Annotated in this window: 11 protein-coding genes; 2 read left to right on the forward strand and 9 right to left on the reverse strand. The window is 73.3% G+C overall.

Features of this window, described 5'->3' with window-relative positions:
- Positions 1-71 precede the first annotated feature (71 nt).
- Positions 72-3,737 carry an FxSxx-COOH system tetratricopeptide repeat protein gene (gene fxsT, locus ABZ562_RS10010; protein WP_361476153.1) on the forward strand — a complete coding sequence of 1,222 codons (3,666 nt, stop codon included), beginning with the start codon at positions 72-74 and terminating at the stop codon, positions 3,735-3,737.
- A 71-nt stretch (positions 3,738-3,808) separates the two neighbouring features.
- Here the strand turns inward: fxsT and ABZ562_RS10015 are convergent, their stop codons facing one another.
- From ABZ562_RS10015 to ABZ562_RS10030, 4 genes are all read right to left on the reverse strand, one after another.
- Positions 3,809-7,645, reverse strand: a complete 3,837-nt coding sequence (locus tag ABZ562_RS10015; RefSeq protein ID WP_361476155.1) for a multifunctional oxoglutarate decarboxylase/oxoglutarate dehydrogenase thiamine pyrophosphate-binding subunit/dihydrolipoyllysine-residue succinyltransferase subunit — start codon at positions 7,643-7,645, stop codon at positions 3,809-3,811.
- Between the two features lie 233 nt (positions 7,646-7,878).
- Positions 7,879-9,096, reverse strand: coding sequence for an ATP-binding protein (locus ABZ562_RS10020; RefSeq protein WP_361476157.1), 1,218 nt, complete (start codon positions 9,094-9,096; stop codon positions 7,879-7,881).
- Positions 9,093-9,833, reverse strand: a complete 741-nt coding sequence (locus ABZ562_RS10025; RefSeq protein WP_055547848.1) for a response regulator transcription factor — start codon at positions 9,831-9,833, stop codon at positions 9,093-9,095. Before ABZ562_RS10025 ends, ABZ562_RS10020 begins: the two co-directional genes overlap by 4 nt.
- A 139-nt stretch (positions 9,834-9,972) precedes the next feature.
- Entirely contained in the window at positions 9,973-10,728 is a 756-nt protein-coding gene (locus tag ABZ562_RS10030) for a spermidine synthase (protein ID WP_361476160.1), read from the reverse strand.
- 205 nt (positions 10,729-10,933) lie between these two features.
- Between ABZ562_RS10030 and ABZ562_RS10035 the strand changes: the two genes are divergently transcribed.
- A complete protein-coding gene (locus ABZ562_RS10035) occupies positions 10,934-11,791 on the forward strand; it encodes a rhomboid-like protein (RefSeq protein ID WP_361476162.1) in 858 nt (285 codons plus the stop codon).
- On the opposite strand, the gene ABZ562_RS10040 is transcribed toward ABZ562_RS10035, so the two are convergent.
- The 5 genes from ABZ562_RS10040 to ABZ562_RS10060 are packed head-to-tail and all read right to left on the reverse strand — an operon-like array spanning position 11,743 to position 15,929.
- The gene (locus tag ABZ562_RS10040) at positions 11,743-12,354 is read right to left on the reverse strand and encodes a hypothetical protein (protein WP_361476164.1); all 612 of its coding nucleotides are present in this window, start codon (positions 12,352-12,354) and stop codon (positions 11,743-11,745) included. The genes ABZ562_RS10035 and ABZ562_RS10040 overlap by 49 nt on opposite strands.
- On the reverse strand, positions 12,351-13,637 hold the full coding sequence (locus tag ABZ562_RS10045) for a hypothetical protein (protein WP_361476166.1): 1,287 nt from the start codon (positions 13,635-13,637) through the stop codon (positions 12,351-12,353). The genes ABZ562_RS10040 and ABZ562_RS10045 overlap by 4 nt, the downstream gene beginning before the upstream one ends.
- On the reverse strand, positions 13,634-14,428 hold the full coding sequence (locus ABZ562_RS10050) for an ATP-binding cassette domain-containing protein (protein ID WP_361476168.1): 795 nt from the start codon (positions 14,426-14,428) through the stop codon (positions 13,634-13,636). The genes ABZ562_RS10045 and ABZ562_RS10050 overlap by 4 nt, the downstream gene beginning before the upstream one ends.
- Positions 14,425-15,321, reverse strand: a complete 897-nt coding sequence (locus tag ABZ562_RS10055) for a zf-HC2 domain-containing protein (protein WP_361476170.1) — start codon at positions 15,319-15,321, stop codon at positions 14,425-14,427. The genes ABZ562_RS10050 and ABZ562_RS10055 overlap by 4 nt, the downstream gene beginning before the upstream one ends.
- Positions 15,318-15,929, reverse strand: a complete 612-nt coding sequence (locus ABZ562_RS10060) for an RNA polymerase sigma factor (protein ID WP_361476172.1) — start codon at positions 15,927-15,929, stop codon at positions 15,318-15,320. Before ABZ562_RS10060 ends, ABZ562_RS10055 begins: the two co-directional genes overlap by 4 nt.
- Positions 15,930-15,933: the final 4 nt, after the last annotated feature.

The following is a 15,933-nucleotide window of genomic DNA, read 5'->3' on the forward strand; positions in this document are numbered from 1 at the left end:
ACGATGTGTGGGGCCCGGGGTGTTGCGGCAGGCCGCACGCGTTGCAGAGGGCCGCAACGGGGGAGGGACCCATGACGGACGAGGCGGTCGGCGGGGAGCTGGTGTCGGAGCCGCGGCGGATCGGGGATCTGAAGCCGATCCCCGAGCAGGTGAAGCCGGAGTGCCGGGAGCTGGCCCGGAGCCTGCGGGAGCTGTTCGGCGCGCTGGGGGTGTCGCTGCGGGTCTTCGCCGTACGGGTGCACTACGACGCGGGGACCGTCTCGCGCTATCTCAACGGGACCGTCGTGCCGCCCGCCGAGTTCGTGGACCAGCTGCTCACCCATGCGGCCAAGGCCACCGGGCGGGCCTCCTCGGTCGAGGTGATGGCCCATGTGCACGCCCTGCAACGGCGGGCGTTGCAGGTCACCAACAAGGTGGGCTGGGAGCTGCAGCGGCTGCGTGACCAGCTCGCCGACGCCGACCGGCAGCGGCAGCAGGCCGAGGTGCGGGCGGAGGCGCTGTCGGAGGCGTTGCTGGTACGGCAACAGCGCATCGCCGAGATGGAGGTCGACCAGCGGCAGGCGGCGCTCTCGGCCTCGCTGGAGCGCGATGAGCGGGAGGCGGAGGTCGAGCGGCTGCGCGGCGAGCAGGAGGGGTTACGCGCCGAACGGGACCGGTTGCGCGAGGAAGTCGCCCGCCTGCAGGGCGAACTGACCCAGGCGCGGCGGCAGGCGCTGGAGGCCGAGCGGCGGTGCGAGGCACTGGAGCATCAGCTGCAGACGGAGGAGGAGGCGGCCGCGGAGCAGGTTGAGGCCGAGGATCCGGTGGAGCAGCGGGTGCGGCTCGCGTATGAGCGGGCCCGGCAGCTGGAGGAGGAGCTGGCGCGGTTGCGGGCCCGGGAGGGCGGCTCCGGCGCCCGGCCCGACCTCGTGGCGGACTCGCTTCCGCAGGCTCCCCCTCCCTTCGTCGTCGTCCACGCGGCCGAGGACCGTCTCTGGGCGGACTGGATCGCGCACGTGCTGCGATCGAACGGGCAGCGGGTGGTGCCACGGCGCTGGGACCCCGCCTCCTCCGGGGCCCTCCAGAAGCGTTCCACCGACGACGTCACCCAGATCCTGTTGTTCAGCGAGCACTTCTTCGCCGCCGGGGCCCGCGCGGGCATCGACTGGGAGGACACCATCGCCACGCTGCTCCGCAGCGCCCACCTCCCCATGGCCGTGATGGCGGGTGACTGCGCGCCGCCATCCGGCGTGGACCCGATCGCAACCCTCGATCTGCGGCGGCTGGGCGCGGACGCGGCGGAACGGGCCCTGCTGCGCTGGCTGGCGGTGGTGCCCCTGCCCACGGGGTCCGGGGCCGCTGCCTACAGCCCGCGCTTCCCCGGCAGCGTGCCCGCCATCTGGGACGGAGTCCCGCGCCGCAATCCGCGCTTCACCGGGCGCGCCGCGCTGCTCGTCGCCGTGCACGACCGTCTGGAGGCCACCCCCGCCGATACGGCGGTGGTGGCGCTCGTCGGGCCGCCGGGCGTCGGCAAGACGCAGCTCGCCGCCGAGTACGCGCACCGTTACGCGGGCCGGTACGACGTCGTCTGGTGGGCCTCCGGGAACGACCGGCCCACGCTGGAGGCGCGTCTGGTCACTCTCGCCCCGGACAACGGTTCCGCCCGTGGCGCGCTGGACGCCCTGCGTCGGGGCGATCCGTACGAACGCTGGCTGCTGGTCCTCGACGGTGCCGACGACCCGGATGCCATCGCCGACCTGCTGCCCGCCGGGCGCGGCCACGTGCTGGTCACCTCGCGCAACCGGGCCTGGGCCGACCACTACGCCGAACTGCTGGACGTCCCGCCGCTGAGCCGGGAGGAGAGCGTCGCGTTCGTCCGCCGCCGGGCGCCCCGCATCGGGGCGGAGGACGCGGACGGACTGGCGGCGGCCGTGGAGGACCTGCCGCTGCCGCTGGACCAGACGGCGGCCTGGCTGGACGGCTCGTCCACGCCGGTGGCGGAGTACGTGCGCATGGTGAGCGACGGCGAGCCGAACCCGGTACGGGCCGCGGCGGACTACCCGATGCCGTACCACTCCGCCTTCAAGGACCTGATCACCCAGCTGCGCGAGACCACCAAGGCCGCGGCCGAACTGCTGAGCCTGTGCGCCCTCTTCGACCCCGGTCCGGTCCCGCTCGCCCTGCTGCGCGCCGTCCCGGCCGACCAGGTCTCCCCGGCGGTGGCGGCGCTGCTGGACAACCCGAGCCAGCTGGATCTGGCCGTGGGCAAGCTGGTGCAGCGGTCGGTGGTACAGGTGGCGGACGACGCCGTGTGGATGAGCCGCTTCGTACGGGACGCGGTACGGCGGCGCGCGCCGGAGGAGCGGCGCGGGTTGGTACGTACAGCCCTCGCCATTGCGGACCCGGGCCGCCCCGATGACCCCGCCACCTGGCCGCGGTACGCCGAACTCGTGCCGCACCTGGAGTCCTCGGGCGCCCTGGAGTCGTCGGATGCCACGTCACGCCGGCTCGTGCTCGGCTTCCTGCGGTATCTGACCCTGAGCGGCGACTACGCGACGGGCCTGCGCCTGGCCGAACGCGCGGTGGGCACCGATCCAGAACTCCTGATGTGCCGCGCCACGCTGCTGCGCGAGAGCGGCGGCTACGCCATGGCGGAGGCGCTGGACCGGTCGGTGCTGGTGGACCTCGTCGAGGCCGACGCGCCGGGCGCACCCCTCGCCATGGCCCGGCTCGGCGATGACCTGCGGGGACTGGGCCGCTATGAGGACGCCCATACGCTGGCCTGTCAGCAGCGCGACCTGTGCGCCGTGCGTTTCCCGGACGAGGGCCCCGAGGCGCGCAACGTCCAGCGGAGCCTGTCCCGCTCGCTGCGGATGCTCGGCCGCTACGCCGAGGCCGTGGAGATGTCCCGCAGGACGGTGGAGAGCGCCCGGGAAGCGCTGGGCCCGTTGGCGCTGGCGACCCTGTCGTCCGAGACCGAATTCGCCTACGACCTGCGGCTGTCGGGCCGTTACGAGGACGCCCTGATTCTCCAGGAATCCAGCGCCGAACGGCATCACGAGGTCCTGGGCGACGACCACCCGTGGACGCTGGTGGCCGCCTACCATCATGCGCTGTGCCACTGGTCGTTCGGGCACCTGTCCACCGGACTGGAAAGGATCCACGACGTGTGCCGGCGCGCGGGGCGGGTGCTCGGTGCTGACGCCCCGCCAACCCTGATGATCGCCTCGGGCCTTGCCCGCGCCCTGCGGCGATCAGGCGACCCGGGCCGGGCGGCGCAGATCGGCGAGCGATTGGTGGTCCACTACGACACATGGTTGGGGGCCCAGCACCCGTACACCATCGGTGCCAGGGCAAATCGCGCGCTCGTCCTGACGGAAGCGGACGAAAGGGCACGGGAGCTGGAAGGGGCCCTGACGGACATGGCCTCCGCGCTTGGCCCGCGCCATCCTTGGACGCTTGGCATCGCACTCAACGCGTCGGCGGTCCAGCGGCCCACGGACGCTTGTGCGATGAACCGGGAGACCGTGCGGCGAGCTGCCAAGGTGCTCGGGGAGAGCCATCCGCTGACCTTGCTCGCGCAGGTCGCGCTGGCCGCCGACCTGCTCGCGATCCGCGACGGACGGGACGAGGCGGGGATGATCGAAGCGGCCGCTGGGCGGGCGCTGGCCACCGTCCTGGGGCTGCACCACCCCGAGGCCGTAGCGGCCCGTGAGCGTATCCGGCCGCTCTGGGACTTCGAACCGCTGCCGATCTGAGTACCTGTACGCCGGAGGGCCCGGCCCCGCGTGAAGCGGGAGCCGGGCCCTCCGTACGCGGTACGGGACCGTCAGAGGTCGAAGGCCTCGCTCACCAGCGCCTGCTGCTCCGTCTGGTGCCGCTTGTTCGACCCCACCGCGGGCGAGGACGAGTGCGGGCGCGACACGCGGACCAGCCGCTCGGCGGCGGGGACGTCCTCGCCGACCGCCAGCTCCAGGTGGTCGATCAGGTTGAGGGCCATGAACGGCCAGCCGCCCTGGTTGGCCGGTTCCTCCTGCGCCCAGACGAACTTCTCGACGCCCGAGAACTTGGCGATCTCGGCCTGGACCTCGGCGCCCGGCAGCGGGTACAGCCGCTCCAGCCGGATGATGGCCGTGTCCGTCACACCGCGCTTCTGACGCTCCGCGTCCAGGTCGTAGTAGACCTTGCCGGAGCAGAAGATCACCTTGCGGACCGCGGCCGGGTCCACCGTCTCGTCGCCGATGACGGGACGGAAGGCACCGGTGGTGAACTCCTCGGTCTTCGAGGCCGCGGCCTTCAGGCGCAGCATCGACTTCGGGGTGAAGACGACCAGCGGCCTGTGGTGCGGGTTGTGGACCTGCCAGCGCAGCAGGTGGAAGTAGTTCGACGGCAGGGTCGGCATGGCGACCGTCATGTTGTTCTGCGCGCACAGCTGGAGGAAGCGCTCGATGCGGGCGGACGAGTGGTCCGGCCCCTGGCCCTCGTAGCCGTGCGGCAGCAGCAGCGTGACGCCGGAGGTCTGGTTCCACTTCTGCTCGGCGGACGAGATGAACTCGTCGACGATGGTCTGCGCGCCGTTGACGAAGTCGCCGAACTGCGCCTCCCACATGACCAGCGACTCCGGGCGGGCCAGCGAGTAGCCGTACTCGAAGCCCATCGCCGCGTACTCGCTGAGCAGCGAGTCGTAGACGTTGTAGCGGGCCTGGTCGTCGGAGAGGTAGAGCAGCGGCGTGAAGTCGTCACCGGTCTCGCGGTCGACGAGCACCGCGTGGCGCTGGCCGAAGGTGCCGCGGCGGGAGTCCTGTCCGGCGAGCCGGACCGGGGTGCCCTCCATGAGCAGCGAGCCGATGGCGAGGGTCTCGCCCATGCCCCAGTCGATCGTGTCGTCCTCGATCATCGCCGCGCGCCGCTGCAGCTGCGGGAGCAGCCGCGGGTGGACGGTGATCCGGTCGGGGACGTTGACCTGGGACTCGGCGATCCGCTTGACGACCTCCTGGGAGACCGCCGTGTTCACCGCGACCGGGAACTCCGGCTGCGGCTCGGGGACCTCGGGCTGGGCCGGGGCCGAGACGGCGTCGCGGACCTCGGTGAAGACCTTCTCCAGCTGGCCCTGGAAGTCCTGCAGCGCCTGCTCGGCCTCTTCCAGGGTGATGTCGCCGCGCCCGATCAGCGACTCGGTGTAGAGCTTGCGCACCGAGCGCTTCTTGTCGATCAGGTCGTACATCAGCGGCTGGGTGAAACCGGGGTTGTCGGTCTCGTTGTGGCCGCGGCGGCGGTAGCAGATGAGGTCGATGACCACGTCCTTGTTGAACGCCTGGCGGAACTCGAAGGCCAGCCGGGCGACGCGGACGACGGCCTCGGGGTCGTCGCCGTTGACGTGGAAGATCGGCGCCTCGATCATGCGCGCCACGTCGGTGGCGTACATCGAGGAGCGGGACGCGGCCGGGGCGGCGGTGAAGCCGACCTGGTTGTTGATGACGATGTGCACGGTGCCGCCGGTGCGGTAGCCGCGCAGCTGCGACATGTTCAGCGTCTCGGCGACCACGCCCTGGCCGGCGAAGGCGGCGTCGCCGTGGAGGGCGACGGGCAGGACGGTGAAGTCCGTGCCGGCCTTGCCGATGATGTCCTGCTTGGCGCGGGCGACGCCCTCCAGGACCGGGTCCACCGCCTCCAGGTGGGAGGGGTTGGCGGTCAGCGAGACCTGGATCTGCTCACCGTCGAGGCCGGTGAAGGTGCCCTCGGCGCCCAGGTGGTACTTGACGTCGCCGGAGCCGTGCATCGACTTCGGGTCGAGGTTGCCCTCGAACTCGCGGAAGATCTGCGCGTACGACTTGCCGACGATGTTGGCCAGGACGTTGAGCCGGCCGCGGTGGGCCATGCCGATGACGACCTCGTCCAGGCGCGACTCGGCGGCCGCGTCCAGCACGGCGTCCAGCAGCGGGATGACGGACTCGCCGCCCTCCAGGGAGAACCGCTTCTGGCCGACGTACTTCGTCTGCAGGAAGGTCTCGAACGCCTCGGCCGCGTTGAGCCGGCGCAGGATGCGCAGCTGCTCCTCGCGCTCCGGCTTGTCGTGGCTGCGCTCCACGCGGTCCTGGATCCACTTGCGCTGCTTCGGGTCCTGGATGTGCATGAACTCGATGCCGGTGGTGCGGCAGTACGAGTCGCGCAGCACGCCGAGGATGTCGCGCAGCTTCATCATGGACTTGCCCGCGAAGCCGCCGACCGCGAACTCGCGCTCCAGGTCCCACAGGGTGAGCCCGTGCTCGATGATGTCGAGGTCGGGGTGCTTGCGCTGGCGGTACTCCAGCGGGTCGGTGTCGGCCATGACGTGGCCGCGGACCCGGTAGGCGTGGATCAGGTCGAAGACCCGGGCCGCCTTGGTGACGTCGTCGTCGTGGCTGACGTCGATGTCCTTGAGCCAGCGGACCGGCTCGTACGGAATGCGCAGCGCCTTGAAGATCTCGTCGTAGAAGTCGTTCTCGCCGAGCAGCAGCTGGTTCATGATCCGCAGGAACTCGCCGGAGGCGGCGCCCTGGATCACCCGGTGGTCATAGGTGCTGGTCAGCGTCATGACCTTGGAGACGCCCAGCTTGTTCAGGGTGTCCTGGGAGGTGCCCTGGAACTCGGCCGGGTACTCCATCGCGCCGACGCCCACGATCAGGCCCTGGCCGGGCATCAGCCGCGGCACCGAGTGCACGGTGCCGATGCCGCCGGGGTTGGTGAGGGAGGCGGTGACGCCGGTGAAGTCCTCCATCGTCAGCTTGTTCGCGCGGGCGCGGCGGACGATGTCCTCGTAGGCCTGCCAGAACTCGAAGAAGTTCAGCGTCTCGGCCTTCTTGATCGCCGCGACGACGAGCTGGCGGTCGCCGTTGGGCTTGACCAGGTCGATGGCGAGGCCGAGGTTGATGTGCTCCGGCTTGACCAGGGTCGGCTTGCCGTCCTTCTCGGTGAACGAGTAGTTCATCGAGGGCATCGCCTTCAGCGCCTGCACCATGGCGTAGCCGATGAGGTGCGTGAAGGACACCTTGCCGCCGCGGGCGCGCTTGAGGTGGTTGTTGATCACGATGCGCTGGTCGAACAGCAGCTTCACCGGGACCGCGCGGACCGAGGTGGCCGTCGGCAGCTCCAGCGACGCGTTCATGTTCTTCGCGACGGCGGCGGACGGGCCGCGCAACGTGACCAGCTCGGGACCGGCGGCCGGCTCGGCCTTCGCCGGCTTGGCGGAGGCCGTGGGCTCGGCGGGGGTCGGCTTGGCCGGCGCGGGCCTGGCCGGGGCCGGGGCCTTCGCCGCGGGGGCCGCGGCGGGCTTCGCGGGGGCCGGAGCGGCGGCGGCCGGCTTGGCGTCCGCGGGCTTGGCCTCGGCGGGCTTCGCGGGCGCGGCCGGGGCCTTTGCGGGCGCCGGGGCAGCGGCGGGAGCCGGGGCAGAGCCTCCGGTCACTCCCTGTGGTGGCGTGGCCACCGCGGAACCGGTGTCCTGGCCCGGCTTGTAGTCGGCGAAGAAGTCCCACCAGGCTCGGTCGACCGAGTTCGGGTCCTGGAGGTACTGCTGGTAGATCTCGTCGACGAGCCACTCATTGGGGCCGAAGGCAGCGGCAGGGCTGGTGCCCTGCCCGTCCTGCTCGTCGGTCGAGACGCTCGAGGTGTTGGGGGACTGTGGCGACACGGCGGTAACCGCCCTCTTCCGCTTCACAAGGTGGTGGACAGCGGGAATAAAGGCTACGCCCCTTGACCCCTTACGTGCAGGCCGCACTGGTCATCGTCGTCTAAGTCACACTCATCGGCGGGTTTCAGCGCATGGCGTGGCGGGAAACACACGTGGTTCCGCTGTGACCGTCCGGGATGTGGGAACGCAAAAGTGCACCCACACCGCTCAGATGTGCGCTTCCGACTTCGACTTTACGTCAATTTTGATCTCTGGACGTCCCCCGGAAGGGTGACTTTGATCCGGCAGCCCCGAGACGATTCGGCCACCCCGATGCGGCCGCCGTGCAGATCGACCGCCCAGCGCGCGATGGCCAGACCCAGACCGGTCCCCCCGTCGCTCCCCTGACCGGGCCGCGGCCGGGCGCCGGGCGCCGGGCCCGCCGGACCTGCCGGGTTCGGCGAGAGGCTGCCCCGGTTGAAGCGTTCGAACACCCGGTGCCGCTCCGCCTCCGGAATGCCCGGGCCCTCGTCCTGCACCTCCAGCACCAGGCTCCCGGGCCCCTCACCGCGCCGCGCCCGCACGCTGACCCGGCCGTGCGCCGGGCTGTGCTTCATCGCGTTGTCGATCAGGTTGGCCATGACCTGGTGCAGCCGCTCGGCGTCCGCGTACGCGGACAGCTCCGGCGGCGAGACGTCCAGGTCGAGATGGACGTCCTTACGGGTGTGCTTGCCCGAGCCCGCGTCCGCCCCCTTGGCCATGCTGGCCTCCTTGAGGATCCCGGCCAGATACGGCCAGACCTCGAAGCTGCGCGCGTGCAGCGGCACCACCCCGTTGTCCAGCCGCGACAGATCCAGCAGCTGCTCGACCAGCCGGCCGAGCCGCTCGGTCTGGCGCAGCGCGACCCGCATCGTCTCCGGGTCCGCCTCCGAGACGCCGTCCACGACGTTCTCCAGCACCGCCCGCAGCGCCGCGATCGGCGTGCGCAGCTCGTGCGAGACGTTGGCGACCAGCTCCTTGCGGTGGGTGTCCACCGCCTCCAGATCGGCCGCCATCCGGTTGAACGAACTGGCCAGGTCGCCGAACTCGTCCCGGCGCTGGGCCGCCCGCACCCGCTGGGTGTAGTCGCCGTGCGCCATCGCCTTGGTGACCAGGGTCATCTCGTCCAGCGGGGCGGTCAGCCCGTGCGCCACGAACTGCGTGATCAGCAGCGAGGCGATGATCGAGAAGACCGTGATCACGCGCAGCTCGGTGTCCGAGTGCATCGCCGCGAACACCAGCAGGGTCGTGATGATGACCGACCCGATGACCAGCGCGCCCAGCGCCGCCTTGACCGAGCGGTACGGGTCGAACGGCCGCAGCGCCTCCCACACCTGGGTCCAGGTGGCGCGGATCCGCTCGCTCCGGGGGAGGCTCCGGACCCGCCGGAGGTGCCGGTCCAGAGCCCACGGGGTCCCGGGAGGCTTCCTCATGCCGCGGGCGTCTCCAGGGCGTAGCCGACGCCGTGCACCGTACGGATCCGCTCCGCGCCGATCTTCCGGCGCAGCGCCTTGATGTGGCTGTCCACGGTCCGGGTGCCGGAGGCGTCCGCCCAGTCCCACACCTCGGCCAGCAGCTGTTCCCGCGAGAGCACCGCGCGCGGGGTGTTCGCCAGACAGACCAGCAGGTCGAACTCGGTCGGCGTCAGGTGCACGTCCGAGCCGCGCACCCGCACCCGCCGCTGGGCGTGGTCGATCTCCAGTTCACCCAGCCGCAGGATCCCGCTGCGCGGGGTGTTCGCGGCCAGCGCCGCCCGCTCGACCCGGCGCAGCAGCACGTGCACCCGGGCCGCCACCTCGCGCATCGAGAACGGCTTGGTCATGTAGTCGTCGGCGCCGACCCCGAGCCCGACCAGCATGTCGGTCTCGTCGTCCCGCGCGGTCAGCATCAGGACCGGCACCGGCCGCCGCGCCTGCACCCGGCGGCAGACCTCCAGGCCGTCGAAGCCCGGCAGCATCACGTCGAGGACCAGCAGATCGGGCTGCCACGCCTCGGCCGTGTCCACGGCCGCCGGGCCGTCCGAGGCCGTCTGCACCTGGAATCCCTCGGCGCGCAGCCGGGCCGCGATGGCGTCCACTATGGTCGGGTCATCCTCGACGACGAGGATCCGGCGTTGTGCGCCCGGGGTGGTCGTGGCGCCCCCGTTGTGGCCGTTGTGCATCTGCTCCATACGCCCGCCCCTGCGTCGTTCCCATGAATCCGCGGCCGCCTACCATCACACGTGTGTCGAAACCTGACGCTCCGCGCCTGGTCATTGCCCGGCCACTTTTCGTAGGCAAGCAAGCGTAAGGGCAGCCTACGCGGCTCGGCTACGCGCCTCGAATCCCGAGATGCACCACGTCGGGAACACCCCGGGCAACGGCGATCTCTTCCGTACGCACCCCTGTGAACCCGGCATTCCGGAGAGCTTGCTCGAATGCGGACGACGGCTGGGCCGACCACACGGCCAGTACTCCGCCGGGGGTGAGGCGGGCCGCGCAGGCGGCGAGCCCGGCGGGGGAGTACAGCCCGTCGTTGTCCTCGGTGACGGTCCAGTCGGGGCCGTTGTCGATGTCCAGACACAGCGCGTCGTAGGACTCCGCGCCCTCCGCACCGGCCCGTAGCCGGTCGACCAGATCGGCATGGACGATCTCCGTCCGCGGATCGGCCAGGGCCTCGCCGGACACCGCGGCCAGCGGCCCGTCCCGATGCCAGTCGATCACCGCGGCCTCCCGCTCGACCACCGCTATCCGCCCCCAGCGGGGCTCGGACACCGCCTCGACCAGCGAAAACCCGACGCCGAGCCCGCCGATGAGCAGCGCGGGGGAGCGGCGCCCTGCCGGCAGCGCGCCGAGCGCGGCGCGGATCAGCAGGCGCTCGGAGCGGCCGTCGGAGGTGTCCATGAGGAAGCACCCATTGGCGATGATCTCGAAGACGGCCCCGCCCCCTCGGCCGCCCTCACCGACCGTGCCGCCGCCGGCCGCGCCGTCCCCTCCCCGCCGCCGCAACACGACCTCGCCATGGGGGCCCTCGCGGCGGTCGACGGTGACCGGCCGGGCGTCGGCGATGTCGTAGGGCGACTGCATGGGGTGGGTCCTCCCGGGCTACCTCGCATGAGCTGACCGGCCCATCCTCGCGCCGCGGCGGGCCGCCGGTCCAACGGACCGGATGTGGCGGCCTTCACATCGCGGGACCGGTGAGATGACTCACGGACCGATGATTGTTGAGACGTCTGCGCGGACATACGCGGCATACGGCCGGGAGCGGCCGGCGGCGAGGAAGGAGCCCGTGGTGACGACATCGGTGGAACGGACCGGGGCGCCCGCAGACGTGACGTCCCCCCGCCACGGCCCGGGCCGCCCGGTACCCCGCCCCGCCCGCCCGGCCGGGGCGGGACCGGTCGCGGGGGCGCCCCGCCCAGCGGGGCCGGGCCCGGTCGCCCCGGACGCCGCCACCCCCCGGATACCGGACCACGGGCCCCGCCGCGCCCCCTGGTGGCGGCCCCGGCTCCGGGACCTCCTGCCCACCCCCACCGGGACCCCGTTCGCCCTCTGCTACTCCCTGATCCTCCTCGGCACCGGCCTCTACACCCACCTCGGCGACCCCCACACCGTCCACGACCTGCTCACCGGCTCCAGCACCGACGTCTCCAACCTCTCCCAGCGGCCCCTGCTCACCCTGCTGGCCAGCGCGCTGTGGGTGGTGGGCGGCATCACCTCGCCGTATCTCGTCGCCCTCCTCCTCGTGCTGTCCGCGCTCGAACACCGCGTCGGCGGACTGCGCACCGCCGGCGTCTTCGTGCTCGGCCACGTCCTCGCGACGCTGCTCACCGAGATCCCGGTCGCCGCGTCCGTCGCCATCGGCCACCTCCCCGACAGCTCGCTGCGCCGCCTCGACTACGGCGTCAGCTACGGCCTGATCGCCTGCGCCGGCGCCCTCGCCGGCCTGCTCCCGCCCCGGCAGCGCTGGGCCCTGATCGGCGGCATCGGCGCGGCCCTGACCGCCGGGAGCCTGCTGTACTTCGACCCCCTCACGGACTGGGGCCACGCCCTGGCCCTGCTCACCGGCACCGCCTGCGGGCCGTACGTCCGCCGGATGGCTCAGCGGCGCGGAGCCGGACCCTCCGGGCGGGCGCCCCGCACCGCGTAGACGACCGTGCCCACGGCGAACAACACGCCCGCCGTCCACCACGCCGCCCGCTCCGGACCCGGCTGCACCGACCAGGCCCAGACCGCCCGCCGGCCGTCCGGCGCGCGTCCCGCCGTCAGATAGACCGCGCTGGTGTGCGCCAGCACCGGCAGCCAGCTCAGCCGCGCGCCGAGCAGGGCGGCGGCGAGGGCCGTCACCCCCGTCGCGGCCACGGTGTTGCGGACCATCGCGGGCGCGCCGAACCGCTCCGGGTGGCCCCGCACCCCCGCCGCGAGCAGTGCCGCCGCCAGCGCCGTGAGCAGCAGAAGATGGCACAGGCGGCGGGGCCACCAGGGGTGCACGGCGGTGCGGTCCAGCTCCTCGGAGTGGGCGTACAGGCTCGTCCCGATCGCCGCCGAGGCGAGCAGCGGCGCGAGGACGACGACCGGTAGCCGCGCCCCCGCGCCGAACGCGGGTCGAGCCATCAGCCAGTCGGCGCACCAGGCGGTCGCCACGGCGGCCATGACCAGGGACGCGGCGGTCAGCGGCAGGGCCCGCGACCGTGCGTAGAGCAGCACGCTCATGGGGCCGTCACCCGCTCCAGGTGACAGGAGCGGGCGTCGGCGAGGTAGCCGCCGAGCCAGCGGGTGCGTTCCGGCTCGGTCATGGTCCGCAGCCTGGTGAGGGTGCGGGCGTAGAGCGGTGGGGGCGGCGGCCCCGGGAGCGGGTCGTCCCACACCGGCATCGGCGCCAGCCAGTCGGCGACGGCCGTGCTGATGTCGTCGGCCGGGGTGTGAGGGCCGGGGGCCGGACAGGAGACGGGAGCCGCCGTGGCCGCGGCCGCGTTGTGCGCGAACAGCTCCGGTTCGGTGATCCGGTTGAGCCGGAAGTAGGTGTCCCAGCCGGACACCGGCGCGTCGGTATCGCGGGCGGCCGAGGTGTCTTTCTCCACGACGCGGGCGGGTGCGTTCGGCACGCCCCGCAGCTTCGCCGACAGGCCCGCCAGCGCCGCCGACGCGCCGGGCAGCATCCGGGTGTGCACCCGCGACGCGCACACCTGGGGTGTTCCGTCGTCGCACACGAGCGCCGAGGCAGCCGGGTCGGGCCGCCAGGGGCCGTCGGTGCCCAGCTGTGTCAGCAGCGCCGCGGCGGTGGCGGCGGCCACGAGCGGCACGAGCGCGGTGACGCGGCGGCGGGCGGCGTACGCCAGCAGGGCCGCGCCCGCCAGCCCGGCCGTCCACATCATGGAGACCGGGGCGCACCACCACAGCGGGCGGTCCCCGAAGAAGGAGTCTGCCAGGACGGGGGACAGCCAGGTGACAGCCGATTCGGAGTACCCAGGCAGCCCCAGGACGAGATACGTGCCCACGGCCACCACGGGCGGAGCGAGCCGCCACGGTACGACGCGGCCCGCGAGGAAGCCGAGCACCCCGAGGGCCCCGAGCGCTGTGGCGTCCGCCGCGATCAGGGACGGCCAGGGGTGGCCGTAGCTCGCGTACCGCCAGGTCGCGACCAGGCAGACGGCCGTGGTGAGCAGATACCCGGCGACCGGCCACAGGATGGTCGGTGCCGCGGCGACCAGCGCCCGGCGCAGGGGCGTACGGGGCATGGTGGCGAGCAGGTCCGTAGTGCCCCGCCGCCGCTCCCGCCCGCCCTGCCAGCACGCGGCGGCGGCAGTCAGGGGACCACCGAGCAGCAGCCCGGCCGTGCGCAGGTGGTCGGCGGTGGACATCCAGGTGGTGAGCCAGAGGTCCGCCTTGTCGTCCATGGCGACCAGCAGCGTGACCAGCACCGTCGCCCCCACCACGGGCCCGGACCAGCGGGTGAGTTCGGCCCGCAGCGGATTGCGGAAGTGCCGGCCGCTCATCGGGACAGCCCCGTCGCCGCTCCGGCCCCGTCCCCGGCGCGGTGACGCCGCAGGACCGTGGCGTAGCCGCGCTCGATCGGGTTGCCGCCGACGTCCGCCGCCTCCGCCGCCTCGCCCAGCTCCGCCAGCGCGGACGGGGTGCCGCGGTAGGCCACCCGGCCGGACTCCAGCAGCGTCACCTCGGTACACGCGGCGGCGACGTCCTCCACCAGATGGGTGGAGACGATCACCGTGGAGGTGGTGCCCAGCTCCCGCAGCAGGGCCCGGAAGTCCACCCGCTGCTCGGGGTCGAGACCGGCCGTGGGCTCGTCGAGCAGCAGCACGTCCGGTTCGTTGACGATGGCCTGGGCGATGCCGACGCGCCGGACCATGCCGCCGGACAGGCGGCGCACCTTGGTGTCGATGCGGTCGGCGAGCCCGACGCGGGCGACGGCCCGCTCCACGGCCGTCGCGGCGGCCGCGCCGGACATCTCCTTCAGCCAGGCCACGTACCCGACGAAGTCGCGCACCGTGAAGCCCGGGTAGTGGCCGAACTCCTGCGGCAGATAGCCGAGCCGGCGCCGCACGGCGGTGCGCCCCGCGTGCGCGGAGGCATCGTGGCCGAGCAGTTCCACCCGGCCCGTGGTGGGCGCGGCGACCGTCGCCAGGACGCGGATCAGGGAGGTCTTGCCCGCGCCGTTGGGGCCGAGCAGGCCGTGCACTCCGGTGCCGAGGTCGAGGTCGACGGCGTCGAGGGCGGTGGTCCGGCGGTGCCGGACCGTCAGCCCGCCGACGGACACGGTGGTCGTCATGAGCGCTCCAAGCGGTCGTAGGAGGTGCGGCGCAGCACCAGCAGCCCGGCGCACCCGGCCGCGGCGGCGGCCCAGCAGCCCTGTGCGGCGGGGCCGGACAGCACGGTGGCGAGGGAGTCGGCCAGGGCGCCGCTGGGCAGGGACCCCGGTGGGCCGCCGGGCTCCGCGGCCGCCGGTGCGCCGATGGCGAGCAGCCAGCCCGCGGAGACCGTCCCGGTGGCGGCGCGGCAGCCGACGTACGAGCCCAGGGCGAGCGCGGCGAGCGTGAGCGCGAGCCCCGGCAGCAGCCAGGCCGCGGCCCCGGGGCCCCCGGAGCCGTCGGGCAGCAGCAGTCCGGCGAGGGTGAGCAGCGGTACGGACACCGCCAGCACGGCTGCCGTACGGGTCAGCAGCAGCCGCAGCCCGCCGGACGGTGTGGAGACGACGATTTCGTGCATCGGGTCGGCGTGCCGCCCGTACGACACGGCGACGCCGAGAGACGGCAGGACGGGTGCGAGCAGCAGCAGGAGCGGCCGTACCCCGCCGGCCCCGGTGACCCGGGCGGCACACACCGCTCCGACGGCCATGACCAGCAGCGAGACCAGCCAGGGCCCCCGAAGGGCGGGGCCCGCGGCCCAGGCGAGCCGGGCCCGCCCCGTCGGCCGGAGGGGGCGTGGGGGCGGCGGGTGGACGGGAGGCACCCCGTCCGGTGCCGTCGCGGTGGCCAGCAGAGCGGTCCGTACGGCCGCCAGGGCGGGTGCCGCCGTGCCGCCACGCGCAGCGGCCGAGACGCGGGCGGCACAGGGTGTGCACGCCTCCAGGTGCTTGTCGACCGACCAGGCGTCGAGTTCCGGCAGCGAGCCGTCGGCGTACGACGCGGCCTGGGTGGCGGTGACGTGCCAGGCATGGGTCATGGGGTGCCTCCCAGCGGGTGCGGCGTGGGGAGCGGGGACAGCTGGGCGAGCAGGGAGCGCAGCTCGCGGCGGGCGCGCCGGGCCCGGGACTTGACGGTGCCCTCGGGGATGCCGAGGAGCTGCGCGGCCTCGCGCGTGGTGAGCCCGTCCACCACCGTGGCGCGCAGGACGGCGCGCAGTTCGGGGGAGAGCCGGTCCAGGGCGGCGCCGACGGTGCCGTACTCCAGCGCGTCGAGCACCCGGTCCTCCGCCGAGGGCGTGGTCGCACGCGCCGCGGCGGGGTCGTGGTGGGCGTGCGCGGACCGCGCCTCGGCGGTGCGGGCGGCGGTGCGCCGGGCGTCGACGAGGCGCCGGGCCGCGATGGTCCACAGCCAGCCGCCCGCCTCGCCGCCGCTGTGCGAGGCGGCGGACCGCCAGACGGTGACGAAGGTGTCCTGGAGGACTTCCTGCACGGTCTCGGGGTCGGCGCAGCGCCGGGTGAGCCGGGCGTGCAGCCAGCCGCCGTGCCGGTCGTACAGCGTGGCGAGCGCGTCGGTGTCGCCTCGCGCGACCGCGCGCAGGAGTTCCGCGTCGCTTGGGTCGGCCCCCAGGGGGCGTAACGGTCTCACGCTC

It is taken from the genome of Streptomyces sp. NPDC019937 (genome assembly GCF_040631655.1).
In the GTDB taxonomy this organism is placed as follows: domain Bacteria; phylum Actinomycetota; class Actinomycetes; order Streptomycetales; family Streptomycetaceae; genus Streptomyces.